The sequence below is a fragment of the Butyricimonas synergistica DSM 23225 genome (genome assembly GCF_000379665.1).
GTDB lineage: Bacteria > Bacteroidota > Bacteroidia > Bacteroidales > Marinifilaceae > Butyricimonas > Butyricimonas synergistica.
The window spans coordinates 935,181-959,705 of record NZ_KB903359.1; the positions used below are offsets into that span (position 1 = coordinate 935,181).

Sequence of the window (24,525 nt, forward strand, 5' to 3'; positions counted from 1 at the left end):
CTCCTCATGGTTTCCCTACCACATGAACGAATCATGAACGCAACACGAACGAATCATGGACGCCGGAGAGTGTTCATGATTCGTTCGTGACTCGAGAATGCATGGTTCGTGTCATAGAGTAACGACAGCGCACAGGTGAAGCAAGGAACAGGGTTGTACTAGGGCGGTCGATACGTTATAGTCCGGGATTCACTTGGTTTTTATCCCTGCCGACTTATATTATCCGGTAAATTCTTAAAATACTGTTCCAAACGCACGAACTGGTCTTTTATCATCGAGAAATCCATACCTTCCACTTTTTTCCTGTACATAGAAAAGAGTTCCAGCGTTTTACGCTTATCCTTCGTCTTGATATAATGGAGGCAAATCCCGTGCAGGATACGTTCCCCCGTCCACACGGACAACGCTGGGCAGCCGGACACGTTGTGTATATCCAACACCTTTTCCAACTTCTCGTAATCATTCATTTCCTTGAAAAAAGACAGCCCCACACTCTCGAACTCCACGATCCATTTCTGCACGATGGAATCAATCTTCGCTATTTTCATCTCGAACCACGGTTTATCCTCCAACGGGATACCCAGGTATTTATACGCCCAACCCACGTCGAGGACTCCGCAAGTCGGCATACATTCCGTTTCCATCGTCGCCTTGTGAAATAAATGGCTCACTCTCTTGCTCGTGACAAAATACTCCGTCCGCAATGATACATGATCGTCACCCCAATCCGTGAAACGCAGATTGCACTCGTTCTTCCATTCCCAGTCCTCGTGAACAAACGAGTTCTTTGACCTCAAGAAACGGTAACCGTGCTTTTCCATGGTAGGAAGGATATCTTCTATAAAAATTTCCTTGATACCTTCGATCTTTATTTTCATGTGCATACGCAACCCCCTATTTATTGCCAGATCCGTAATTCATTATCAAGTACAAAGAGAATAAAATTTTCTTTATTTTACCACATAAAAGTTCATAAAGTTTACAAAGTTTATTTTTTCTCTACTTGCAACTCCGCCACGAAACGACTATTCTCGTCCACCGGAGTCAAATGAATATACCCAGAAACTATCGCCCCGTCGTGCCTCTCTAGCGGAAACATTTGACGCTGTTCTTCCACCGAACTCGAAATATCACCCGGTTTGGCAGAAAATCGAACCCGGAAATGTCCCTCGGCACTTTCTGCCAAATGACGCTGCAATTGCAAGGCGACAATACCCATATTATATCGCAAATTAATTTCCACGCAAGGTTGTATCTTATATTGCCCCACGCCATCCCGGTAAATCATCATATCCACACCCAGAAAACCCGTGTATTTTCCCCTGTACCGGTCGAGCAAGGCTTCCATCAAAACATCCCGTACCCGATCCAGCATCTCCCCGCTCACGTAAGCCGTGATTTTCTCCCGCAAAGCATCTTCGGACGTAACGATATTACCCTCGTACTCTCCCCTCTTGCTTGTCTTGAACACGGAAAGCCCCAGGTAACGCAACCGGAAATCGGCATCCATCTCGAATTCCATGGCGAAATCAATCACCCGGTCCAAGCGTTTCTCCACCATCACGTATTCCTGTTTATGCAATATTCCCGATAATATCTCCCCCTCCTTCTTCATCAACACACCCCGGGGCACGAATAAAATTCCCTTCCCGGAAGACGACCACGGGGCTTTAACCACGACATCCTCCCCGTCAGCAATCTCCCTAATTGCCGATAAAGAACGACATACCCGGGGCACGATTTCGGCTTCTATCCCCGGTAATTGCCGACAGATAAATTCCAGACATTCAGCAGCCCTCAGCCTGCTGTACAACTCTCGCCTCTCGTTACTCCACTCTGCCATGACACTTTGGCGAAACAACTCCGCGCAACGACTTTTCAATTCCCCAAACAGATTATGCATCCGAGGACTCCATCCCCACGGCTTTATCGCACGAAAAGACTGCAAACACGCTTTCTCCCAAAGTATCGGCTTACTCGTCAACCCAAAGACCTCCCGCCTCTCTTCCAGAAAATCGGCTTTCGGCAACCGGGGTACCAGAACGTAATCCCCTTCCCCCGCCAAGTATGCCATTAGAAAAGCAAGATTATCCGCCATCAACGTGATATTTGCCTTTGGGGTATAACCATTCGTGCCGTTAGCGACAGAAATCTCATTATCCGGATTAAACAGGTACAAATCTTGCATACATCTCAAAATTTACAACAAAAATAACACTTTCACCGAATCTCTCAAACCTTCGTCCCCAAAAGCCGACAAACTATTGGCAAAAACGAGAAAGAAATAATCCTTTTTCAACAAATATTCAAAATTTGGCACACAAATTGTCATTCTGTTAATTGTAACTTTTAGCCATGAAAGCTGCCTTTCTTGGTTATAAGTTAACAACGATTGATCCCATCATAATAATTTTGTTAGCAGGAAAACGAAACCTTCTTGTTAAGGAAAACGTAAGAAAAAGCGTGTTGAAATTAAAATAATTGCATTATTAAACATTAAAATAAAGAAAAGAGATGATTTTACAATTAGCTTTCGTTTTAACAGCAATCATCATCGGAGCGCGTCTAGGAGGTGTCGGATTGGGAGTTATGGGCGGAATCGGGCTGGGGATTTTGACATTCGTGTTCGGGCTACAACCAACAGCCCCTCCCATTGATGTAATGCTCATGATCGTGGCGGTAATATCAGCCGCTGCCGCCATGCAGGCAGCAGGAGGACTTGATTTGATGGTCAAGGTTGCCGAACGCTTGCTCCGGAAGAACCCGGCACACGTGACTATTTTAAGCCCGCTGGTAACTTACGTGTTTACTTTCATCGCCGGAACCGGACACGTGGCTTACTCCGTGCTCCCTGTGATTGCCGAGGTTGCCACAGAAACGAAGATCAGACCGGAACGTCCGCTAGGAATCGCCGTTATCGCTTCACAGCAAGCCATCACGGCAAGTCCCATATCGGCTGCAACGGTAGCTTTACTCGGGTTGCTCGCTGGTTTTGACATCACCTTATTCGATATTCTGAAAATCACCATCCCCGCCACACTCATCGGTGTGCTCGTGGGTGCCTTCTTTTCCATGAAAGTCGGCAAAGAACTGGTGGACGACCCGGAATACCAAAAACGTTTGAAAGAAGGCGTATTCAACGACAAGAAATACGAATTAAAAGACGTTACCAACAAGAAAAAGGCAAGCCTTTCCGTCTTCGTGTTCATTATCGCTACCGTATTTATTGTACTTTTCGGTTCATTCGACAGTATGCGTCCTTCCTTCTTGATCGACGGAAAACAAGTTTTACTAGATATGCCGGCAATTATCGAGATTCTGATGTTATCCGCCGCCGCACTTATATTACTGGTAACCCGCACGGACGGGTTGAAAGCCGCTCAAGGCTCAGTCTTTGGCGCTGGCATGCAAGCCGTCGTGGCAATCTTCGGTATTGCCTGGATGGGTGACACCTTCCTGCAAGGCAACATGGGAGAACTGAAAGCTTCGATCGAACAAGTCGTTACACAAATGCCTTGGTTATTCGGAATCGCTTTGTTCGTCATGTCTATATTATTGTATAGCCAAGCGGCAACGGTTCGCGCCCTCATGCCTTTGGGAATAGCGTTAGGCATATCACCCTATATGTTGATAGCCATGTTTCCCGCAGTAAACGGGTATTTCTTCATCCCGAACTACCCAACCGTGGTAGCCGCTATCAACTTTGACCGAACGGGAACCACGCGTATCGGGAAATACGTGCTGAACCACTCGTTCATGATGCCCGGACTCATCGCCACGATTGTCTCCGTCGGGCTTGGATTGCTTTTTATTCAGATTTTCTAATAAGTCTATTTATAGTAAATTAAAATTACAAGTTATGAAAATGTTTAGAAATTTAAGTTTGCTGGTAGCCTTGGTGCTATTCTCTGTTGCAACAACATTTGCACAGAAGTTGCCTAACATTCACATTTTGGCAACGGGAGGTACAATCGCCGGAACCGGAACATCATCCACTCAAACCAACTACACCGCCGGACAGGTGGCTATCGGGACATTGCTTTCTGCAGTTCCGGAAATACAGAAAATAGCTAATGTGACCGGGGAACAAATCGTGAAGATCGGTTCCCAGGACATGACCGACGACGTGTGGTTGACTCTTGCCAAGACAATCAACAAATTATTGGAAAGAAAAGACATTGACGGCATCGTAATCACTCACGGAACCGACACGATGGAAGAAACCGCTTATTTCTTGAATCTGGTGGTGAAAAGTAACAAACCGGTTGTACTGGTTGGTGCCATGCGCCCCTCTACCGCTCTTAGTGCAGACGGTCCGTTGAACCTGTACAACGCTGTTGTTGTTGCCGGAGCAAAGGAATCCATGGGTAAAGGCGTGTTGGTTGCCATGAACGGTACCATCCTTGGCGCTCACAGCGTGTTGAAGATGAACACCATTGACGTTCAAACTTTCCAGGCACCGAACTCCGGAGCACTCGGTTACATCTACAACGGTAAAGTATTTTACAACCAAACCCCGTTGAAGAAACACACCAGCCAATCCGTATTTGACGTAACAAATTTGAACTCTCTCCCGAAAGTTGGAATCGTATACAGCTATTCTAACATGGAAGGTGACGTTGTAAAAATGATGGCAAACAGCGGTTACAAAGGGATCATCCACGCCGGTTTGGGTAACGGTAATATCCATAAAAACGTATTCCCGGAATTAATCAGCGCACGTAACAAAGGTATTCTTATCGTTCGTTCAACCCGTGTTCCGACAGGTCCTACCACACTTGACGCAGAGGTAGACGATAACCAATACAAATTCATCGCCTCGCAGGAATTGAATCCTCAAAAATCCAGAATATTGTTAATGTTAGCGTTGACAAAAACTAGCGACTGGAAACAAATCCAACAATACTTCAACGAATATTAATTAGAAATAATAATATCCATATTTTCTAACCACAAAAGGCTAGATTCAGGGAATTATATTTTCTAACAAACAAAGTATGATGAAAAAGTTAGCATTATTAATAGTAGTTATGGGATTCGGGGTGAGCGCATTCGCCCAAAGTTCGCCCAAAGAAAAAACACTTTTCGAGCGAGTAGCTAATATCGAGAAAAAGATCGACTGGTTCAATTTCTACCTGAATATGCAGGGATCCTTCGACGCTAGTTTCAACTACGACGGTGTACACGGGTTAAGCGAGGCAGCTTTCAAGATGCGTCAATTCCGTATCGAGGCAAAAGGAAACATCACCCCTTGGTTATCTTATCGTTGGAGACAACGTTTGAACCGTGGCAACAACGGCGGTAACAACATTGACAATATGCCGACCTCTATCGACATCGCCGGTATTGGGGTCAAATTAGACGACCATTTCTCTTTCTTTGCAGGAAAACAATGTGCCGCTTACGGGGGTATCGAATTTGACTTGAACCCGATCGAAATATACGAGTATAGCGATATGATTGAGAACATGAGTAATTTCATGACCGGTTTGAACATTGCTTACCAAATTGACAATAACCACCAGTTACAATTCCAAATTTTGGATAGCCGTAACGGTTCTCTGGAAGAAACTTACGGAAAAAACATTGAAAATGGCAGAGCCCCGTTACTTTACACGCTTAACTGGAACGGTAGCCTGTTCGACGGTTTCTACAAAACCCGTTGGTCTGCATCCGTTATGGCTGAAGCAAAAGACAAACAAATGTATTACTACGCATTAGGTAATGATTTTACCTTCTCTAAAAAAGTAAATGCATTCGTGGACTTCATGTATTCTGACGAAGATATTGACCGGAAAGGTATCATGACCGGTATCGTGAAACAGCAAGATGACCATAATGTATTCAACGCGAAATACATGTCTTTGGTTGCTAAAGTAAACTATCGTTTCATGCCGAGATGGAATGTATTCATGAAAGGTATGTACGAAACGGCATCTATCTTCAAAGCCACAGATAACGTAGAAAAAGGTAAATACCGTACCTCATACGGTTACTTGGCAGGAGTAGAATTCTACCCGATGGAAGATTCTAACTTACATTTCTTCTGTACTTTCGTGGGACGTAGTTACAACTTTACCGATCGTGCAAAAGTACTCGGTCAAAACAACCACAGCACTCAAAGAGTAGAAGTCGGATTTATCTATCAATTGCCGATGTTCTAATTCTTGAACCGACATAAAAAAAGTCGGACATGTAAATTATGTCCGACTTTTTTTATGTCGGTTTGTCTAATTCATTTTGAAATCGTTAAAATGGTATTATTTTTGCGGAAGAATTACACGAGATAAACCAACGTTTCAAATTAAAAACAATATGAAAAGAACTAATCTATTCACTATTTTAGTATTAAGCGGAAGTATTATCCTCTCCGGATGCGCTTCCATGAGTAACACTGGAAAAGGTGCAGCTATCGGTGCAGGAGGCGGTGCAGCTTTAGGAGCAGGGATCGGAGCCTTAGTCGGCAAAGGTAAAGGTGCAGCTATCGGTGCTGCCATCGGCGGAGCCGTGGGTGCGGGTACCGGAGCTCTTATCGGCAAAAAAATGGATAAACAAAAGAAAGAACTGGAAGCCATCGAAGGCGCAAAAGTAGAAACGGTGACCGACGCAAACGATTTGCAGGCAATCAAGGTAACCTTCGACAATGGTATCCTTTTCGCGACCAATTCCAGCCAATTAAGCAATGCTTCCCGGGATGCCTTGACAAAGTTCGCCAATTCATTAAAGAACTCCCCCGACACGGACGTCACTATCTACGGACACACGGATAACACCGGAACCCGTGAAGTAAACGAGAGAGTATCTAAACAACGTGCGGATGCCGTGGCAAACTTCCTCGTGGGTAATGGCATCGCCCGTGCACGTATCACGACAGAGGGACTCGCTTTCGATCAACCCGTGGCAGACAATAGTACCGCTGAAGGGCGTGCTCAGAACCGTCGTGTAGAAATATACATCACGGCGAATGCCAACATGATTAAACAGGCTGAAGCAGGAACATTGCAATAAATCAACTAACAACTAAAAGATAAAAACTACAAGTTAGAAAAGTCCCGTGGACTATTCTTCAACTTGTAGTTTTTATCTTTTAGTTTTATCCTCAGCAAAAGTTTCAAGTTACAGGTTATATTAGCCTTCAATAAGTTGCTGGTTAACACACCTACCGTTTCACGGACAGGGCGAAAGCGTTCGACAACGATAAGGTATCCATGTATAATTCACATCCTAAGGATGCAAATATATATACTAACAATCAATTATTTGTGACTAAATGAATATATAGAAACAAACAAATCGTTTAAAATTAGTCCCAAATACTCAGATTGTAATTAATCGCACAACAAATCATGAAATATCAACTTACGACTCCGATTTCCGAAACAAAACCACCCGGATTTCATCCTTCCCTTCTTCACAACAGGCAAGCCATTCCCCGGTAGGGGCAACTACACCCGAATCCCCGGCATAATACAACCCGTTCGGGTCATACCCGGCACAATTCACCCCCACCACGTGCGCCTTATTTTCTGTCGCCCTTTCCCGTAGCAATTTCTGCCAATCTTCCCGGCGGGAAGCAGGCCAGTTCGCCACGTACACAGCCACGTCGTATCCCGCCTTGTTGCGGCTCCATTCCGGGAACCGCAAATCATAACAAATATAAGTAGCAACCTTGAATCCCTTGCAGTCAAAAACAAGTTGCCCTTCTCCCGGTGAAAAAGCCCCTTTCTTGAAACAATTGTGTTTATCGTAATATAAGCATTTCCCGTCCGGGTATGCCACAATCAGACGGTTGAAATACAGCCCGTCCTTCTCGTATATTGTAGAACCCATAACCACCGTATTCTTGCTGGCAGCCCATTCTTTCAACTTTACACGTATATCCTCGTAACGGGCAGCAATCTCCGCCTTCTTATCCCCGCTTCCTTTTTTCATCTCGCACCCCGAGGCAAATAATTCCGGGAACACGATCAAGTCCGCCGCCTCGCATTTCTCCACTCTATCGCCGAACGCCTTCAAATTCCCATCCACATCACCCCACTGCAAATGTGCTTGAATAAGGGCAACCCTTAAATAGGATTGCCCTCTTCTTTCTGTTCCGGCGTACCCGGAAACAGCAAAAAACAACACACACATAAAAATCGTCAATTTTCGCATATCTTTAAATCATGAGAAGGTCTTCACCAATCCACCCTTCTCGATCATCTCGGTAAATTCTTTATCTACAGGGGGAAGCGGATACTCCCTATCGTTCAAATAAACCACCCCGCTCTTCCAGTCAAACGTCAATTGTTCCCCGGAAGTATAAGCGTCCGCAATTGCCCAATCTACCAGTATTTGCAAACCATGATTGATCGCCATTCGATAGAAATCGTGATTCACCGATTTAGCTATAATCAACTTCACCCCGACCGCAACCAATCCCGTCGCCGCATGCTTCACAAGTTGCCCGCAACCAAAATTCTCCCCGGCAATAATAATATCCCCCGGTTTCACGTCAGTGGCAAAGTTCTTGTCCAACCCGGCAAACAAATACGGTTTGATCTCCTCCACCTGTTCGAGGGTCAAACGGTACATCAGTTTCTCGGCAAAGATCTGGTTACTTGAAATATTGTCTATATCCGAGTAATTCCAAACCTCGTTTACCTTACGGTAATCATACTCCTCAAGAATTACCGGCTCAACCGGTTTCACCTCATATTTATAGTGAGCTCCGTCAAAATGTATCACCGTAGTCAATTCCCCCCGTAAGGCGGTCATGGCGATCGTCGCCGGAGAAGCAATGTATTTCTCTACCCCCGCGTGGGAACTTTCCCCGATATATCGGCTATTCGCCGTTGAAATCAAGCGACTATTTCCCGCCGATGCCACGTGTCCCACCCCAAGGCACGGACCACAGCTAGACCCGAGCACCATGGCTCCCGACTGCGCTATCTTGTCTATAATACCTTCCTCCACAGCCTTCAAGTAAATATTCCTGGAAGCAGGAACCACGAACAACTGAAAGCCGTCGGCAATTCGTTTTCCGTCAAGAATCATCGACACTAACCTCAAATCCTCCAAACGTCCGGAAGCACAAGCCCCGATCAGTCCTTGCTGTATTTTCAAACCCTCCATCTCGTCCACGCTCCGGATTTCTCCTTTGCGGGTATCGAACACCAACGGGAATACTCTCGCCAAATCAATCTCGATAAAACGTTCATACACGGCATCCCCATCCGCCCAGACACCTCTCACAGCCGGCTCGTTAAAATAATCGGCAAGCCTGTCATCCGGTGGGAAAGCGGCACTCACTACCCCCATTTCGGTTGACATATTGGCAATAGTCATACGGTCATCTATCGTCAATGACTCCACTCCTTCTCCATGATATTCTATTGCCAGACCATTCACATCCAGTTCCCCAAGCACACCTTTTATCCATAATGCCAAATCTTTAGCCAACACACCTTCCGGCAAACGGTTTTTCAGAACGACCTTGATCGTTCCCGGCACACGGAACCACATCTGTCCTGTTTTCCACAGTACGGCTGTTTCCGTCTTGTTGATCCCTAAGGCAAAGGTGTTAAAAGCCCCGGCAGTCGCCGTATGGGAATCACTCCCGACAACGAGCATCCCCGGTCGCACCAATTCCGACAATATTTGGTGGCTTATCCCGCTGTCACAATCGTAAAAATGCTCTATCCCCTGTTCCTCCACGAAATCCCGAATCGAATTATACTCGAATGACAACTCGTGTACCAATCCGGAAACTTTTCCATCCAACACGATAACGACTTGTGACGGTTTATGCACCCTCGTCCCGCGGATACGCTCAAAAAGGAATCTCACCCTTGCCGAATTGTCATGACTCATCACGTAATCCGGTTCCCGAACCACGATACTCCCTTTTTTCGCGTTTAATATTTTCTCAACAAATGTACGTTCCATCAACCTTATATATTTTTGATTTTCTTCACCACCGCCTCAATCTTTTCCACGTCGCTATAATACTGTTCGTATTCCGGCAATCCCGGAACTCCACCCATGAACACGTCCGGGTTACGATATTCCATCCGGCTATCCCGGCTACTCTTTCCACTCAAATGTACAGCATCTACCCCGGCATCCAATAACATAGGTGTATTCGCCGCACTTACTCCGCTTCCTGCCATTATCCGAATCCTCCCGGCGGCTCGCTCAACCAGAGTCTTGATCTCCTCCAAACCTTCCGACACCGTGTTGCGTCCGCCCGAAGTCAGTATCCGGAAGCATCCTGCCCGAATCACATTCTCCAAAGCTTCGCCCAGATCCCGGGTCATATCTATCGCCCGGTGAAAAGTCACCTTCAATGGTGCAGCCAACTCCACCAATTCCCGAGTACGTTTCACGTCCACAGTACCATCTGCATTCAAGATTCCCAACACGATCCCGTCCGCACCACTCTCTTTCACGTGCCGGATTTCCTCTTTCATCAGTTCAAACTCTTGATCGGAATATAGAAAGTCCCCCCCTCTCGGTCGGATCATCACGTAAAGCTCTATCGACACCAACTCCCGAACCATACGAATCAACCCGGCAGACGGCGTGGTTCCCCCGTCATACATCGCCGCGCACAACTCCACCCGGTTTGCCCCTGCCGCTTGGGCATTCAAGCATGACTCCAGTGAAAACGTGCAAACTTCAACCTCTATATTTTTTTTCATTCCAGTACAATCTTCTAGTGCAAAAACTGTTTCGTAATACGAATATAAAGAAATAATCGACAAACTACAAATAAAAATTCATCTTCGATAAGTTACGAACTACAAACGAGCCACTTACGCATTCATTTTTCCAGCTCCATCCCGAGCACCTCCGCAAAATACCGCTTCACCACTTCTTTCACTTTCTCCATCGGCACCTCATGTCCCAATTCTTTAGCGATAGACGTCACTCCTTTGTCCACGAAACCACACGGATTGATATAATTAAAGTAATTCAAATCCGTGTTCACGTTCAACGCAAAACCGTGCATGGTCACGTAGCGCGAGCACTTGATACCAATAGCACATATTTTCCGTGCCCGAGGCGTACCCGTGTCTATCCATACTCCCGTGGCTCCCGCCAACCGTTCTCCCCGGATACCGTACTCCCCTATGGTACGAATCACAATTTCTTCCAAACACTCCACGTAGTCTTTCACCCCCACGCCAAAGTTCGCCATGTCCACGATTGGGTACACGACTAACTGTCCCGGTCCGTGATAGGTGATGTCCCCACCCCGGTTCACTTTCACGAACTCGGCGTGTGCAGCCTGCAATTGTATAGCGTTAATCAGCATATTCGCTTCATTACCACTTTTCCCCAGCGTGTACACGTGATTATGTTCCACGAACAACAAATAATTCTCGGTTTCCTCCCCTTTCAATTTCTCGGCAATCACTCGCTCGTGCAACTCTTCCTGTCGCTTCCACACGGGCATATAACTCGCCGTACCCAAATCAAAAAACTTCGTTTTTTTCATAATATCAACAACTTGTAACCTGCGAACTTGCAACTTCACCGCACGGGAACCTACCTCACGTGTTTCTCCGCATGATAACTCGACCGCACAAGCGGACCGCTCTCCACGTGGCGGAACCCCTTCTCTAACCCGATACGCCCGTATTCCTCGAAGGTTTCCGGGGTCACGTACTCTTTCACCTCAAGATTCTCGGATGTCGGTTGCAAGTATTGCCCGATGGTCATCACCTTACATCCCACGGCACGCAAATCATCCATGGTCTGCAATATATCTTCCCGAGTTTCTCCCAACCCGAGCATGATGCCCGACTTTGAAATAACCTCCGATTCGCTCACCTGCCGGATTACTTCCAGCGAAATATCATACTTTGCCCGGCTCCGCACGCTATCGGATAACCGCCGCACCGTTTCCAGGTTATGTGATATGACTTCCGGACGTGCATCGATCACCTGTTGCACCAGCTCACGCCGTCCTTGAAAATCAGGTATCAATACCTCCATCGTCGTACTCGGGTTCTCCCGCTTCACAGCCTCGATCACCCGTACCCAATGGGCGGCGCCCAGATCGTCCAGATCGTCACGATCTACCGAGGTGATTACCGCATGCTTCAACCCTAGCAACTTTACCGAATTTGCTATGTGTTCCGGTTCCAACGGGTCTAACGGGGCGGGACGTCCCGTCGTCACATTACAAAATTTACACGCCCGGGTACACACGTTACCCGCAATCATGAACGTTGCCGTGCCGGCTCCCCAGCATTCTCCCTGATTCGGACACATACCACTGGTACATATCGTGTGCAAGTTATATCCCCGCACTATATTCGCTACCTCCGTGGACAACTGTCCCATGGGTAGCTTAATCTTCAACCATTCCGGTTTTCGTCTATTATTACAACAAGCCATACTGCTTTTTTTTAATTAAAACGCAAATATACCGTTTTTTTTCTCCTCCTTACGCAACCTTTTGACTTTTCCTGCATCTATTGGATGTGACTAAGTAATAAAAATGGGTTATAAAGAAAGTGGACTCACGAAGTAGTTCCAATTTTAGGGTTAGTAGTAAATAGTGGAAAAGGGCTGTTCTCACGAACAGCCCTTTTTAATTAGTTTATCGTTGTACCTGCACCATGCCGCAATTCCACATTCCTCGCATTTCGGTTTGCGAGCCACGCACACGTACCGACCGTGCAATATCAACCAATGATGTGCCCTCGATAACCATTCCGAGGGAATATTTGCCACAAGCTGTTTCTCTGTTTCCAAAGGAGTTTTTGCCCCTGTCACCAAACCAATACGGTCTGCTACCCGGAACACGTGCGTATCCACGGGCATCGCCGGACGTCCGAAAGCCACCGCCTCCATCACGTTCGCGGTCTTTCTTCCCACACCCGGCAAGGTCTGCAATAACTCGAAATCCGACGGAACCTCTCCCCCGAACTCGTTCATCAGTTTTTTAGCCATCGCCGATAAATGTTTTGATTTATTATTCGGGTAGGAAATCGAACGTATCAACTCAAAAATCTCCTCCACCGTCGCCTCCGCCATAGCTTCAGCAGTCGGGAAACGCTCGAACAAAGCCGGGGTAACCATATTCACCCGTTTATCCGTACACTGAGCTGAAAGAATTACAGCCACCAGTAATTGAAAAGGGTCACTATAATGTAACTCCGTATCGGCAACAGGCATCTTTTCCCGAAACCACGCCAACACTCCGTCATACCTTTCTTTTAATTTCATACTTCAATTGTTCCTAGTTTCAAGTCCGCAAGTTACAAGTTATTTTTACAACACGCAAAACTAAAATCAATCCGTTTCTCCCCACGGGCGACACAACTTTTCCTGCACAAAATGGAGTGTTTCCTCCCACAATGCCCGACAAGCGGCAACATCTCGGGTTTCAGCAGGTAGCTTCACGGGATGTCCTCGCCGGAAAAGACCACCCGTCACGTGAGCGTAACGATCAGTCGTGGCGAGCATGATAGCGGAAGAGGCTCCGCGGGCAGGCGACTTCACAAACGGACGAAACAATAAATCGGTCAACGGGTCGAACCAGCGTCCCATGGTAAGCATTCCCGTGTTCACCACGCCAGGGTCAACGGCATTTACAGTGATCGTGCGCCCATGCAAACGCCTAGCCAACTCAGTTGTAAACATAAGAACGGCAAGTTTAGAATCAGGATACACCCGAAAACGATGAAAATGCTCCGGATCCGGAACTAAGAAATGAGTCCCCACGTGCCCCATGAAAGTGGTGATAGAAGTAGTATTGATAATACGCGACTCTGTATCATAACCCATGAAAGGAAGCAACGAATTGGTAAGCAACCATGTTCCCACGTAATTCACCCCGACAGCAGACTCCAAACCATCCTCCGTCAAGGAAAACTCGCCCGGCATAACCCCGGCGTTATTCACCAATACGGCTATATTCTTCCTCGCCATCTCCCCAGCGAACGCCTGAATCGAAGCAAACGACGCCAAGTCCAAGCGAAGCAATTCCACCCGCCTGTTACCACTCACGCGGGCAATCTCGTCCCGCACGGGAAGTGATTTCACGGTATCGCGACAAGCCATCACCACGGGCATTCCCGCACGAGCCACCGCTAATGCGATCGCCCGTCCCATTCCACCGTTGGCTCCAGTGACTACTACCCAACCTTTTTTCATGCTCCTTTAATCATTCTTATAACTTTATGCATCATCCACCGAATCACACCGAAAGGCAAAAGTACCAATATTCCCAGCATAAAATAATTAAATACACCGGGAATCACCCTCGCCCTCCGGTGGAACATTGCCCGCAGCCCGCGACGAGCCAAAGCACGGGGAGTCATCATTACCCCAAGATTCAAAGCTAACCGTTGCAAGTGTTTCGGGAGATCGTACAAATCTGTTGCCACCGCACCGGGACACACCGCCGTAACACTCACCCCGTGATCGAGCATCTCCAAACGGAATGCCCGCGAGAAACTTTTAAGAAAGGCCTTCGTGGAAGCATACAGAGAAATAAAAGGATACGGGAACCAAGCAGAAATGGAAGACATATTAAGAATATACCCCCTCCCCTTGTATTTCATATCCTCTCCGAAATAGCGACAGAGCAATGTCGGCGTTGTCACGTGAAGCGTCAACATCAATTCTATACGGTCGGCAGGGACATCCACCACCTGATCAAAGCGGAACACTCCCGCATTATTCACCAGCACATCTACCACCATTCCCCGCTCACGACAAAACTCGTGCAAACGCTTCGCCGCATCCGGCACGGCAAGATCCATGCAAACCGGATAAGTCTGCACGCCATACGCCACCGCGAACTCTTCCGCCGCCTGCCGGAGCGGTACCTCCTCGTTACTCACCATCACCACGTCGTACCCCCGCTCGCACAATTGCCGGGCGTACTCCCTCCCTATCCCGGAACTAGCCCCGGTCACGACAGCCGTGAGGGTTTGCTTTTGGCAAGTTACTGGTTGCCGGTTACAAACGTTTTCTTTCATATGACTCTTTAAACTTTTAGTTTTTATCTTTTAGCCTTCTCTATTTCCCTCGCCACCGCCTTCGGCAAATCCTTCACGTGCCGATGACACGCCATCTCGCGGGAATACATCCTAGCGATACAATAATTAACGTGCTCGCAAGCATTGCGGGCATTCTCCTCACGTGCCATCCGATTCACAAAATCCGGTTCGTTCAACAAGGCGCGCGCCATGGAAACAAACTCGAATCCGGCATCCAACACCCGGTCTATCGTTTCCCGGGCAATCAAACCGCCGACAAAGACAAGCGGCAAACGCAACGCTTCCCGGAACTTCACCGCATCATCGTAAAAATAAGCTTCCTTGAAAGGAACCGTCGGAATCATAAAACGTCCCGCCAAACGTACCCCCCAACGTAGCCACGCCTGATTCATGTAATGTGTCATCGAACGAATAGGCATCGCTCCCCTCATCACGTACATCGGAGCCCGGCTAACAAACCCGCCACTAAGAATAAGCGCATGGGCTCCCGCTTTTTCCAATGCCTTTGCAACCTCTATACATTCCGGCACCTCCATTCCGCCCCGAAAACCGTCACGAGTATTCACCTTCACGAGCACCGCCATATCGTCACCCGCGGCAGTCATCACCTCATCCATCACGATACGCGCAAACCGCATCCGGTTCTGTAACGAACCACCGTACTCGTCATGACGATGATTCGTGTAGGGCGAAAGGAACTGGCTGATTAGATACCCGTGTCCGGCATGTACCTCCACGGCATCGAATCCCGCCTCCCGGGCAAGACGCACGGCATTCCCGTACTCCCGTGCTACCTCAACAATCTCATCTCGCTTCATTCCCCTAACCAAAGTAGGCGAATAAATATTGAACCCGCTGGAAGCAGAAATAGGTGTACAACCACATATAGAACGATGGGACATATTGCCACAATGCCCTATCTGAATAGAGGCAGCGGCTCCCTCGGCATGAATATCGTCGGTGATACGGCGCAATCCGGGTACAATCTCCCGGCGTAACCACAACTGGTGGGGAAACGATAACCCGCTTCTCGTCACTGCCGCATACGCCAAGGTGGTCATCCCGATTCCCCCGCGGGCAACCGACACGTGATAATCGTGTAACATATCCGACGGTGCATTTCCCGGGCACATTCCCTCGAACGCTGCCGCCCGGATTGTCCGGTTGCGTAAAGTCAAGGGACCAATATTATAAGGTATAAACAAACTACTCATATTCAATCTTTAAGTCAAAATTTAAAACTAATAAATAAACGGTATCACCCGTTTCAAACGCAACACACGTACCTCATCACCAAACTCATCGAGATAACGATGATAGATCGTATTCGCCCGCGGCACGAGGTTGGCAAATGTCCAAACGGCAAATACCGTGCCGGAAAGCGACCAAGTAAGTATAGCAAATCCCGTCCATTCCACGATCTCGCCAAAATAATTTGCCGAAGTCACGTAACGAAACATGCCCCCGCGCGGCAGGTAATGGGCAGTATCCCCGGGACGCCGCAAATGGCGGATAATATGATCGGATTGCAAATTAATCAACATCCCCCCAAAGAAGACGACAGTACCGACAATGAATTGCGGTGTGGCAAACCATTCCGGGGTGTACAAATCCGCGGGAGAGAAATAAAATATCCATCCACCCTGCATACAAGCATTCAACACGTTAAATGTGATACCCATGAGCACGATTCCCAGCGGCATCCTCCCCTTGCCCTTCAACAGGAAAGGAAAAACAAACGAACGCTGGAAATAATGTATCTGAAAAAAAAGAAAAAACACCAACGGCACAGCATCGAAACGGCGGTCCGAAAAATACCAGTAAAGCAACATCGCAATAAAAACCGGACTCTCCATGAGCACCCATCCCAGCCGATTATCAAGTGGGCGCCCCCACTTCGCGTCAAAGAACATACCGTACCCTGCTTTCACGTGATAAAGAGCCACAAACACCACAACCGCGATCGCAGTCATCACGATCAGGAAAATATGAAATCCTTCCATAACTTCTTTATTAATTTCTGACAAAACTAATAAAAGAATTTAGAATTTAGAACGGAAAACTTCAATAATTCACACTCTCTTTAATTTCTCTGAAAAACATTTCCCACTCTTGGAACAATACTCCAATAAAGGCAATACCCCTCCTACGCGGACAAAAACACCGCGTTATCCGATATAATACACCTGTCCCGGTCAATGCCCCTCTTACCGCTTGATCTCCCCGTGTGGTCCCGGCAGACCGTCCCGGAAGCGGATACTGGCATGAGTACCGTCGCAGAAAGGTTTATTGGAAGAAGCACCGCAACGGCAAAGAGTGACCCGGTTGCGAAGCTCGTATTTCACGCCCTCCGTATCATCAATAGGAATAGCTCCCCGAACGAACAAAGGTCCGCTGCAACGTTCCTGCGGGTCTTCCAGCAGAACGAGCGAGGGAGTCAACTTGTTCTCGATAAACTCGCCCTTCTCCTTGTCCCATGCCTTCAATCTCCCGGCAGGGCAATAATTCGCTTCCCGTACGGTAAGTTCCCGTGCTTCCTGGTCGTCGGACTCCTCGACAAGATTCCACACCTTACCATAAGCGTCACAGAAACGGGCGAAAGCACAATATTTCTCGTTATCAGTCAATTCCAGCTCGGGACCGTCAAACACATCGGCATTGTCAAGCAATGGTATATTGTCAGCTGTCAACGAGGGATTCCAGTTCGTCTTCAAGTGACTGCCATCGCAGAACGGGGCGTTTGCCGAAGCGCCGCAACGACAGAGAGCCACGGGATCCTCCTCTATTTCAAACTCAATACCATCACGATACGACCACGAGGCTCCTTCCTCGTTTTGCACGATAAACTGTTGTTTCATCGGTGGACGACCATAGACAAGATAAGGTCCTTTCCGGTCTACCACGATAGAATACTTATTATCATTCACGGGAGTTCCCGGTTCTATTTTACGTTCTTTCATGGTTTATTAGATTTATAACATGTAAGATATACCACAAAAAGAACGGTTTTGTTTCAGAAAAGAGAAAGAAAAAAACGTTATTTCTTCACCCGTGTAAAGAAATAATGTTCCTCGTCGGAAAGCTCCGGGTTGAACGTGAAACCATCCCACCGGAAAGACTTCAACTCCTCGGGATCCTCCACCCGGTTAAGCAGGATATAACGGGTCATAATCCCCCGTGCCACCTTGGCATAGGTACGGATCGTTTCGTACTTGCCGTCACGCCATTCTTGAAATTCCGGCGTGATAACCCGTACTTTTTCCCGAATAACCTTCATTTGCAAGGCTCCTTGTATATCGAGGCTGGCAAGATTTACCAAAATACCCCCGGCAGAGTGAACGGAATCCAATAATGGAGCTGTCAACTTAGGAACCCAATAATCATAAAGGTCACCCCCGTCTCCCCCGTTCAATTTCACGGCAAAAGCAATACGATACGCTTGTATGAGGTCTAACGGTCGTACCAACCCATAAAGGGTCGATATTACACGAAGGTGATCCTGGGCATATTTAAAATCATCGACAGAAAACGAAGCGGGATCAATAGCCTTGAAGACGCTCCCGTTATACGCCAGCAACGCTTGTTTACGCGGGTTGGACAAGCTGCCGAACCGCTGGTAACGTTCGTAATTCTCACGTGCCAGCTTATCGCTTATCTTCAACATTTTCTCTAAATCAGACGCCGAGAAACGACGCATCCGCTCAGCGAGGTATTCCGCCTCCGTGGCATACTCGGGCGTAGTGCCCGGTATTTCTTTCTCCACCATGGACATATCCATGGTTTTTGCCGGTGATAAAATAATTAACATGCTCTCTAATGTATTTCTTCAATTTTAAACCCCGCTCCCTCGAACGCCTTGCACACGGAACGCGTATCGCCCGTCTGTAACGTCACGGTCAACACCTTGTCGGGATGTTGTAAATCAACAGACCAATCCTTAACATCCCTCGTGCTGTTCAAAAACGGGGTGACTTTTGATACGCAACCATTGCATTTCAAATTTGTCCTAAATCGAAATTTCTTTTCCATGTCTACTTGTTTTAAAGGTCTTCATTATACGGTCACTTCTATTTGACATTCCTACTTCTTCAAATTTATATGTTTACGAATAAATACACGTCAATGTTTCAAACAACAAGTTCATAACTTGTTATACCACCAAATACTATACCAATGATAACTTTTTTTTGACATTATCACGGGATTACAATAAAAACTTTTCCGTTTCCCGTGTCCGCCAACCACTAACGAGGACAAAATCGTGTTTCTAAAATTTCCATGCAACAAAAAAATACAATTCGTTGGTTTTTATAAAATATTCGCGTAACTTACTTCCCGGCTGTGAACTCAATTGTTCAAGAAGGTTAAATATAAAACACACAATGATGGAAAGAAAAGATATAACACTGCACGTCGCTCCGGAGGCACTCATGGCTCTCGCTTTAATACTGGAAATGAAGCTCGACGAATGGGAAGAAGACCCGCAAAAGGAATTATACCTGCTTATGCCCGACCTTATCGATGAATTCAAATACACCATAGACGAAATGTCGAAACAAGGGACACTCGCCAGCAAAATATTCGGGAAGAACCGGGAAATCCACCCGACAAAGATCACCTTTTCCAGCGAGAACGGTCAGCACGTGTTCTACCCGGCAAAAGACCTGCCCGTCGTGGACGGCTGGCACATCTTGTTTATAGGTTCAAATGTCAAAATCGGGGTGAAAGGACAAAAACTGACACCAATACGCATAAAACAAGGAAAACTCGTGCCGCAAGATACCGACATGAATGACGTCTACAAGACATTGCTTATCGGGGCAGGCTTCACCTACTACAAGATAAAAGATGACCTACTGGACATCACGGGCAAAGGCTCCCAACCAATCACGGGATGTTCCATCGAATGGGGAAAAAGTGATTTTTACGATCAGACAAATTTATAGAAACAACATCAAAATCACCTGCGCCAAAATTACCCGGACGAACATCGTCAACGGGTAGACCGTTGCATACGCCACGGAAGGCGAATCGTTATCCACGGTAGTGTTGACATAATTCAAAGCCATGGGATTGGACATACTCCCGCACAACATACCCGCTACCGAGCCGAAATCTATTTTCATCCACTTGATAGCAACTGCAGCCACGATTACCACGGGTACCACCGTGATCGCGAAACCGAGCGCCACCCACAACGCACCCTCCGGACGAAAAACCGTCTCGAAAAAATGCGTCCCGGCATCCAGACCGAGGCACGCCAAGTACATCGAGAGCCCGAGAGCCCGCAACATCAAGTTAGCGCTGATCGTGGTATAAGTAATCATATGTATCCGGGGACCAAAGGCTCCAACAAGAATACCCATTACAATAGGACCACCCGCCAATCCAAGCTTCACCGGGAAACTAATCCCGGGAATAACCAAAGGTATCGAACCCAGCAATAAGCCCAACACCATACCGATAAATACCGCCACGAGATTCGGCTCGTCAAGGTCTTTCACTGCATCGCCGACCGCTTCTCCTACTCGGGCTATCGCGGCTTCCTCTCCAACCACGTTCAGACGGTCGCCCAACTGCAACACCAGATCCGGCGTTGGCAAAAGCACGATACCCGCACGATAGATACGGGTCACGTTAATGCCGAACTCGTTTCTCAAACGCAACGCCCCCAAACGCTTCCCGTTAATATCGGGGCGGGTAATCACAATACGGTGTGACACGAGCTGATTATCCACCTTATTCCAGTCAATATCTTCTTGGTTCCAATCCGTACTATCCCTCTCCCCGATCATCATCGACAACGCATCGACATCCCCTTCCGTGGTAATTACCAACAAACGGTCGTCCACCTGTACCACCGTGTCTGAAGCGGGAATAACCACCTTTCCATCCCGCCACAAACGAGAAATCACAAACTTCTTCGACGACAAGCGGGCAATCTCCTTGATGGTCTTACCCGTCACGCCGGGATTGCTCACGTTTATTCCCACCACGATTGTCTTCTTGCGCTTATCCTCACCTGTCTTCTTGAAGAATATCCTCGAGGCAAAAAGCTTACGCACGAAAATCACCGCCAAAATCACCCCGACCACTCCTAACGGGTAAGCCACGGCACATCCCAATGCCAGATCGGCAGCAGAAATTGTCGGATCGCCCATTTGCTTCAACGTCTGCTGCGCCGCACCCAACGCCGGGGTATTCGTCACTGCTCCACTAAGAATACCCATCATATCGGGCAACGACACCCCCGTAGTCCAATGAAATCCCAAGGTCATCACCACCCCGAGAAACACCACGACCATCGCCAGCATATTCAACTTCAACCCGCCCTTCCCTAACGAGGAAAAGAAACCGGGTCCCACCTGCAACCCGAGGGCGTACACGAAAATAATCAACCCGAAACTCTCGGCATAATTCAACATCTGGGGGTCAATAGTAAGACCGAAATGACCTGCCATTATACCGGCAAAGAACACGAAGGTCACTCCCAACGACACTCCCCATATACTGATTTTCCCCAAAGCCAACCCTACTGCCGAAACCAGCGATACCACAATGACCGCCTGAATGACAGAGTGTTCTACAAATAAACTATTTAACCATTCCATATATTGAACTTTGAGTGCCAAAATTAATAAAATTTCCTACCTTTGCAACAATCAAAGTTGGATTATGGAACACGGGAAAAACAAAGAATTAACGTGCAACGAGTTTGAAAGCATCTTCAAACAGCACTTCACTGCACTCTGTACCCATGCCATGACTTTCGTGAACGATCTGGATACTTCCAAGGACATCGCTCACGATGTATTCCTCAGCGTATGGAACAACCGGGAAAGAATAGACTTCTCCCGTCCCATTCTACCCTATCTTTTCAGCCTCACCCGCAACCGGGCTATCAACTACTTGACACACCGGAAAGTAGAAGATACCCACGTGCAACAGGAACTTGTCGAAGAACCCACGTACACTTTACCTTCTCCTGACAACCGGGAAGAATTGCTTCGCCTTATCATGGAGCGGATAGACCAGCTTCCCGAACGTTGCTCGCAAGTCATGAAACTATGTTTCATTGAATGTAAAAAGTATAAAGAAATAGCGGATGAACTCAACATTTCCGTCAATACCGTCAAGACACACGTCACCACTGGATTGAAAATACTACGTGAAGAATTTCCCCCTTCCCTGTTTCTCCTCCTCATCATGGGTGGCAATACTTTACCCGAGGAACTACATCCGAGCATTTAGTACTGGTAACCAAAATATTAGAAATTTACCTAACAAATATTCCCCTTTTTACGTTATAACAGATCGATACGATTTGTTACAAACAAAAAAGAGGAAATTACTACATCTTATTTAAAATTATTTCGTTATGACTAAACCAACTAAACACATCACGACAACTCAACTCGCATTGATGACGGCAGCCGCTGTCATTAGCTTGCGGGGACTCCCCATGATGGCACAAGAGGAACTCACCATGTTCTTTTATATCTTCTTCGCGACATTCCTGTTCCTCATTCCCGCCGCCCTTGTCGGTGCGGAACTAGGTAGTGCCTTCGCAGCCAAAGGAGGAGGAGTCTACACGTGGGTGAAGGAAGCATTCAACCAACGCATGGGCTTCGCCGCCATCTTCCTGCAATGGATACAGAACGTCGTCTGGTATCCCACCGTACTCGGTTTCGCTGCCGCCTCCATCGCTTACATGATAGGCAAACCGGATTTGGCACAAAACGGAATGTTCGTCGGGTTATTTTCTATCGTCATGTACTGGTTCGCCACGTGGGTAACCCTCAAGGGAACTTCCACCGTGTCGAAGATCACCAGCCAAGGATTCCTTCTCGGAACCGTGTTACCCGGTATTGTCATTATTATCATGGCAATCATCTGGATCGTTAGTGACAATCCGATCGCCCTGGAACACGTGCCCGCATCCGTTTCGGAAGTTGTCAAAATCGACGCAGCACAACACGTGCACCCCCGCCTGTTTCCCCATATCACGGGAATGAGTGACATCGCCTTTCTAGCTGGGATATTACTCCTTTTTGCCGGGGTTGAAGTACATGCCGTACACGCCCAAGAATTACAGACCCCCCAAAAACAATTCCCCAAGGCAATGTTCCTCGCCGCACTTATATCCTTCGGAATATTTACCCTCGGGGCTCTAGCTGTGTCTATCGTCACACCTTACGACCAAATAAACTTACAATCGGGGTTATTTGTTACTTTCCAACAACTATTCGACCACTATCACATCGGTTGGGTTACCAACATAATGGGACTTCTCGTCGCTTTCGGGGCGCTGGCTGGAGTCATGTCATGGATTTCCGGTCCCAGTCGTGGTCTGCTTTGGACGGCAAACGACGGGCAACTCCCCGACTTTCTGAAGAAAACAAATAAAAACGGTATTCAGATCAACATCCTCATCATACAAGGTTGCATCGTCACGGTATTATCGTCCCTCTACATGGTCATGGACGACGTCAGTGTGGCATTCTTCCTGTTAAGCGCCCTCACGATAGGCTTGTACTTACTCATGTACATGATGATGTACGCCTCCGGAATTAAACTGAGGTACACCCAACCCGATCTTCCCCGAAGCTATCGGGTACCGGGAGGCAACATGGGTATGTGGCTGATAGCGGGCATAGGATTCCTTGCCGTGCTATTCTCCTTCGCTGTCACCTTCTTCCCGCCGTCCCAACTCCCCGTCGGCAGTCCGGCAATGTACACCGGGTTAGTTGTCGTCGGAACCGTGGTATTCTTCTCCATACCGTTCATCATCAGTATCTCGATGGAAAAGAAACGTCAACGCCGTGGTCACTAACCGCACATAATACCCCAAGCGATAAGTCCAGTACTTATCGCTCTTTTTATAACATCCTTGAACACCCGACCTTTTTACAATATCGGAAGATCTTCCGGGTCTATCTTTTCAAGAATGTCAAATTCCGTGTAAAAAGTCTTTGCCACGGCTTTCCGATGAGACGTCGTTTCCTTTGACAATAAATACGTGATCTTCCCCTGCGCATCGATCGTGTATCCTTCCACGTAAGCATACCTCACCTCCTCGGGAATCCGAGTTCTTCCATGCTCATCCGGGGTAACCCTCCTGAATCCAGGCGTAATAATCCGGATTCTTTCATTCACGTCAAATCTTTTGTTGGCATCAATATACTGCCGTCTCAAAACACTTTGTTGCTCCCGAGCGTCTATAATAATATCCTCAAGAGTCTTCATCTGAGACAAATAATCCTCTTTGTTCATGCTAATTTTAGAAATAAAAAAACATACCTTAATACATCATCACTATTTTACAAATATATCTATAAAATTGATAAACACCATAATTTTCCATAAAAAATGATGCACTCAGATTCAACCATCTTGTACAATTATTAGCGTCCATGGAATGCCCCCCCCCGACACAACACGGTATTTCAATTCAACCACCTTTGTTCTATTCGTCTATTCGTCCCTATTAATCAAGCGCTCCACATACGGCACCCTCATGGAT

Annotated in this window: 24 protein-coding genes; 7 read left to right on the top strand and 17 right to left on the bottom strand. The window is 47.2% G+C overall.

Translation table 11 applies throughout. The features are described 5' to 3' along the window. Positions 1 to 200 precede the first annotated feature (200 nt). Positions 201 to 884: an SPRY domain-containing protein gene (locus tag A3CY_RS0104120; protein ID WP_018336639.1), complete on the bottom strand. Its 684-nt coding sequence runs from the start codon at positions 882 to 884 to the stop codon at positions 201 to 203. Between the two features lie 104 nt (positions 885 to 988). Then, positions 989 to 2,188: an ATP-grasp domain-containing protein gene (locus tag A3CY_RS0104125; RefSeq protein WP_018336640.1), complete on the bottom strand. Its 1,200-nt coding sequence runs from the start codon at positions 2,186 to 2,188 to the stop codon at positions 989 to 991. 326 nt (positions 2,189 to 2,514) lie between these two features. On the opposite strand from A3CY_RS0104125, the gene A3CY_RS0104135 reads away from it, so the two are divergent. The 4 genes from A3CY_RS0104135 to A3CY_RS0104150 all read left to right on the top strand — a co-directional run bounded on the left by A3CY_RS0104135 (position 2,515) and on the right by A3CY_RS0104150 (position 7,008). Then, complete coding sequence (locus A3CY_RS0104135; protein ID WP_018336642.1) at positions 2,515 to 3,825, top strand: anaerobic C4-dicarboxylate transporter family protein; 1,311 nt, start codon at positions 2,515 to 2,517, stop codon at positions 3,823 to 3,825. 34 nt (positions 3,826 to 3,859) lie between these two features. Next, positions 3,860 to 4,921: an L-asparaginase 2 gene (gene ansB, locus A3CY_RS0104140; protein WP_018336643.1), complete on the top strand. Its 1,062-nt coding sequence runs from the start codon at positions 3,860 to 3,862 to the stop codon at positions 4,919 to 4,921. Positions 4,922 to 5,000: 79 nt separating this feature from the next. Beyond that, positions 5,001 to 6,164 carry a porin gene (locus A3CY_RS0104145; RefSeq protein ID WP_026207284.1) on the top strand — a complete coding sequence of 388 codons (1,164 nt, stop codon included), beginning with the start codon at positions 5,001 to 5,003 and terminating at the stop codon, positions 6,162 to 6,164. Positions 6,165 to 6,315: 151 nt separating this feature from the next. After that, entirely contained in the window at positions 6,316 to 7,008 is a 693-nt protein-coding gene (locus A3CY_RS0104150; protein ID WP_018336645.1) for an OmpA family protein, read from the top strand. A gap of 351 nt (positions 7,009 to 7,359) precedes the next feature. Here A3CY_RS0104150 and A3CY_RS20190 read toward each other — a convergent pair whose 3' ends face one another. The 13 genes from A3CY_RS20190 to A3CY_RS0104215 form a co-directional block, all read right to left on the bottom strand. Beyond that, on the bottom strand, positions 7,360 to 8,133 hold the full coding sequence (locus tag A3CY_RS20190) for a nitrilase-related carbon-nitrogen hydrolase (RefSeq protein ID WP_155828174.1): 774 nt from the start codon (positions 8,131 to 8,133) through the stop codon (positions 7,360 to 7,362). A gap of 30 nt (positions 8,134 to 8,163) precedes the next feature. After that, positions 8,164 to 9,927 carry an aconitase family protein gene (locus A3CY_RS0104160; protein ID WP_018336647.1) on the bottom strand — a complete coding sequence of 588 codons (1,764 nt, stop codon included), beginning with the start codon at positions 9,925 to 9,927 and terminating at the stop codon, positions 8,164 to 8,166. 5 nt (positions 9,928 to 9,932) lie between these two features. Next, positions 9,933 to 10,682 carry a copper homeostasis protein CutC gene (locus A3CY_RS0104165; protein ID WP_018336648.1) on the bottom strand — a complete coding sequence of 250 codons (750 nt, stop codon included), beginning with the start codon at positions 10,680 to 10,682 and terminating at the stop codon, positions 9,933 to 9,935. A gap of 122 nt (positions 10,683 to 10,804) precedes the next feature. Continuing rightward, positions 10,805 to 11,482 carry a lipoyl(octanoyl) transferase LipB gene (gene lipB / locus A3CY_RS0104170; RefSeq protein WP_018336649.1) on the bottom strand — a complete coding sequence of 226 codons (678 nt, stop codon included), beginning with the start codon at positions 11,480 to 11,482 and terminating at the stop codon, positions 10,805 to 10,807. Between the two features lie 50 nt (positions 11,483 to 11,532). After that, positions 11,533 to 12,387, bottom strand: coding sequence for a lipoyl synthase (gene lipA / locus A3CY_RS0104175; protein ID WP_026207287.1), 855 nt, complete (start codon positions 12,385 to 12,387; stop codon positions 11,533 to 11,535). 180 nt (positions 12,388 to 12,567) lie between these two features. Next, positions 12,568 to 13,221: an endonuclease III gene (gene nth / locus A3CY_RS0104180; RefSeq protein ID WP_018336651.1), complete on the bottom strand. Its 654-nt coding sequence runs from the start codon at positions 13,219 to 13,221 to the stop codon at positions 12,568 to 12,570. A 66-nt stretch (positions 13,222 to 13,287) separates the two neighbouring features. Next, positions 13,288 to 14,151: an SDR family oxidoreductase gene (locus A3CY_RS0104185; RefSeq protein WP_018336652.1), complete on the bottom strand. Its 864-nt coding sequence runs from the start codon at positions 14,149 to 14,151 to the stop codon at positions 13,288 to 13,290. Beyond that, positions 14,148 to 14,981 carry an SDR family NAD(P)-dependent oxidoreductase gene (locus A3CY_RS0104190; protein WP_018336653.1) on the bottom strand — a complete coding sequence of 278 codons (834 nt, stop codon included), beginning with the start codon at positions 14,979 to 14,981 and terminating at the stop codon, positions 14,148 to 14,150. The genes A3CY_RS0104185 and A3CY_RS0104190 overlap by 4 nt, the downstream gene beginning before the upstream one ends. Positions 14,982 to 15,004: 23 nt before the next feature. Beyond that, positions 15,005 to 16,216, bottom strand: a complete 1,212-nt coding sequence (locus tag A3CY_RS0104195) for an NADH:flavin oxidoreductase (RefSeq protein ID WP_018336654.1) — start codon at positions 16,214 to 16,216, stop codon at positions 15,005 to 15,007. Positions 16,217 to 16,243: 27 nt separating this feature from the next. After that, positions 16,244 to 17,005 (bottom strand): DUF1295 domain-containing protein, encoded by a 762-nt coding sequence (locus tag A3CY_RS0104200; RefSeq protein ID WP_018336655.1) that lies wholly within the window; start codon positions 17,003 to 17,005, stop codon positions 16,244 to 16,246. 204 nt (positions 17,006 to 17,209) lie between these two features. Then, a complete protein-coding gene (locus A3CY_RS0104205) occupies positions 17,210 to 17,962 on the bottom strand; it encodes a CDGSH iron-sulfur domain-containing protein (protein WP_018336656.1) in 753 nt (250 codons plus the stop codon). A 77-nt stretch (positions 17,963 to 18,039) separates the two neighbouring features. Further along, a complete protein-coding gene (locus tag A3CY_RS0104210) occupies positions 18,040 to 18,810 on the bottom strand; it encodes a YaaA family protein (protein ID WP_018336657.1) in 771 nt (256 codons plus the stop codon). A gap of 5 nt (positions 18,811 to 18,815) precedes the next feature. Then, a complete protein-coding gene (locus tag A3CY_RS0104215; protein WP_018336658.1) occupies positions 18,816 to 19,031 on the bottom strand; it encodes a heavy-metal-associated domain-containing protein in 216 nt (71 codons plus the stop codon). Between the two features lie 356 nt (positions 19,032 to 19,387). On the opposite strand from A3CY_RS0104215, the gene A3CY_RS0104220 reads away from it, so the two are divergent. Continuing rightward, positions 19,388 to 19,948 carry a hypothetical protein gene (locus A3CY_RS0104220; RefSeq protein ID WP_018336659.1) on the top strand — a complete coding sequence of 187 codons (561 nt, stop codon included), beginning with the start codon at positions 19,388 to 19,390 and terminating at the stop codon, positions 19,946 to 19,948. On the opposite strand, the gene A3CY_RS0104225 is transcribed toward A3CY_RS0104220, so the two are convergent. After that, positions 19,943 to 21,613, bottom strand: a complete 1,671-nt coding sequence (locus A3CY_RS0104225; protein ID WP_018336660.1) for a putative transporter — start codon at positions 21,611 to 21,613, stop codon at positions 19,943 to 19,945. The two genes, A3CY_RS0104220 and A3CY_RS0104225, sit on opposite strands and share 6 nt — an antisense overlap. 64 nt (positions 21,614 to 21,677) lie before the next feature. On the opposite strand from A3CY_RS0104225, the gene A3CY_RS20195 reads away from it, so the two are divergent. Beyond that, entirely contained in the window at positions 21,678 to 22,253 is a 576-nt protein-coding gene (locus A3CY_RS20195) for an RNA polymerase sigma-70 factor (RefSeq protein WP_018336661.1), read from the top strand. 127 nt (positions 22,254 to 22,380) lie between these two features. Continuing rightward, positions 22,381 to 23,835 carry an amino acid permease gene (locus A3CY_RS0104235; protein WP_018336662.1) on the top strand — a complete coding sequence of 485 codons (1,455 nt, stop codon included), beginning with the start codon at positions 22,381 to 22,383 and terminating at the stop codon, positions 23,833 to 23,835. 74 nt (positions 23,836 to 23,909) lie between these two features. Here A3CY_RS0104235 and A3CY_RS0104240 read toward each other — a convergent pair whose 3' ends face one another. After that, positions 23,910 to 24,275 carry a hypothetical protein gene (locus A3CY_RS0104240; protein ID WP_018336663.1) on the bottom strand — a complete coding sequence of 122 codons (366 nt, stop codon included), beginning with the start codon at positions 24,273 to 24,275 and terminating at the stop codon, positions 23,910 to 23,912. Positions 24,276 to 24,525 lie beyond the last annotated feature (250 nt).

What these genes read in the sequence shown, in the direction of transcription:
- A3CY_RS0104165 (WP_018336648.1), bottom strand. Translation starts at nt 10,682, where the DNA reads ATGAAAAAAAATATAGAGGTTGAAGTTTGCACGTTTTCACTGGAGTCA.
- A3CY_RS0104120 (WP_018336639.1), bottom strand. Translation starts at nt 884, where the DNA reads ATGCACATGAAAATAAAGATCGAAGGTATCAAGGAAATTTTTATAGAA.
- A3CY_RS0104235 (WP_018336662.1), top strand. Translation starts at nt 22,381, where the DNA reads ATGACTAAACCAACTAAACACATCACGACAACTCAACTCGCATTGATG.
- A3CY_RS0104210 (WP_018336657.1), bottom strand. Translation starts at nt 18,810, where the DNA reads ATGTTAATTATTTTATCACCGGCAAAAACCATGGATATGTCCATGGTG.
- A3CY_RS0104225 (WP_018336660.1), bottom strand. Translation starts at nt 21,613, where the DNA reads ATGGAATGGTTAAATAGTTTATTTGTAGAACACTCTGTCATTCAGGCG.
- A3CY_RS0104205 (WP_018336656.1), bottom strand. Translation starts at nt 17,962, where the DNA reads ATGAAAGAACGTAAAATAGAACCGGGAACTCCCGTGAATGATAATAAG.
- A3CY_RS0104160 (WP_018336647.1), bottom strand. Translation starts at nt 9,927, where the DNA reads ATGGAACGTACATTTGTTGAGAAAATATTAAACGCGAAAAAAGGGAGT.
- A3CY_RS0104145 (WP_026207284.1), top strand. Translation starts at nt 5,001, where the DNA reads ATGAAAAAGTTAGCATTATTAATAGTAGTTATGGGATTCGGGGTGAGC.
- A3CY_RS0104200 (WP_018336655.1), bottom strand. Translation starts at nt 17,005, where the DNA reads ATGGAAGGATTTCATATTTTCCTGATCGTGATGACTGCGATCGCGGTT.
- A3CY_RS0104125 (WP_018336640.1), bottom strand. Translation starts at nt 2,188, where the DNA reads ATGCAAGATTTGTACCTGTTTAATCCGGATAATGAGATTTCTGTCGCT.
- A3CY_RS20190 (WP_155828174.1), bottom strand. Translation starts at nt 8,133, where the DNA reads ATGTGTGTGTTGTTTTTTGCTGTTTCCGGGTACGCCGGAACAGAAAGA.
- lipB (WP_018336649.1), bottom strand. Translation starts at nt 11,482, where the DNA reads ATGAAAAAAACGAAGTTTTTTGATTTGGGTACGGCGAGTTATATGCCC.
- lipA (WP_026207287.1), bottom strand. Translation starts at nt 12,387, where the DNA reads ATGGCTTGTTGTAATAATAGACGAAAACCGGAATGGTTGAAGATTAAG.
- A3CY_RS0104195 (WP_018336654.1), bottom strand. Translation starts at nt 16,216, where the DNA reads ATGAGTAGTTTGTTTATACCTTATAATATTGGTCCCTTGACTTTACGC.
- A3CY_RS20195 (WP_018336661.1), top strand. Translation starts at nt 21,678, where the DNA reads ATGGAACACGGGAAAAACAAAGAATTAACGTGCAACGAGTTTGAAAGC.
- A3CY_RS0104150 (WP_018336645.1), top strand. Translation starts at nt 6,316, where the DNA reads ATGAAAAGAACTAATCTATTCACTATTTTAGTATTAAGCGGAAGTATT.
- ansB (WP_018336643.1), top strand. Translation starts at nt 3,860, where the DNA reads ATGAAAATGTTTAGAAATTTAAGTTTGCTGGTAGCCTTGGTGCTATTC.
- A3CY_RS0104215 (WP_018336658.1), bottom strand. Translation starts at nt 19,031, where the DNA reads ATGGAAAAGAAATTTCGATTTAGGACAAATTTGAAATGCAATGGTTGC.
- A3CY_RS0104240 (WP_018336663.1), bottom strand. Translation starts at nt 24,275, where the DNA reads ATGAACAAAGAGGATTATTTGTCTCAGATGAAGACTCTTGAGGATATT.
- nth (WP_018336651.1), bottom strand. Translation starts at nt 13,221, where the DNA reads ATGAAATTAAAAGAAAGGTATGACGGAGTGTTGGCGTGGTTTCGGGAA.
- A3CY_RS0104220 (WP_018336659.1), top strand. Translation starts at nt 19,388, where the DNA reads ATGGAAAGAAAAGATATAACACTGCACGTCGCTCCGGAGGCACTCATG.
- A3CY_RS0104185 (WP_018336652.1), bottom strand. Translation starts at nt 14,151, where the DNA reads ATGAAAAAAGGTTGGGTAGTAGTCACTGGAGCCAACGGTGGAATGGGA.
- A3CY_RS0104135 (WP_018336642.1), top strand. Translation starts at nt 2,515, where the DNA reads ATGATTTTACAATTAGCTTTCGTTTTAACAGCAATCATCATCGGAGCG.
- A3CY_RS0104190 (WP_018336653.1), bottom strand. Translation starts at nt 14,981, where the DNA reads ATGAAAGAAAACGTTTGTAACCGGCAACCAGTAACTTGCCAAAAGCAA.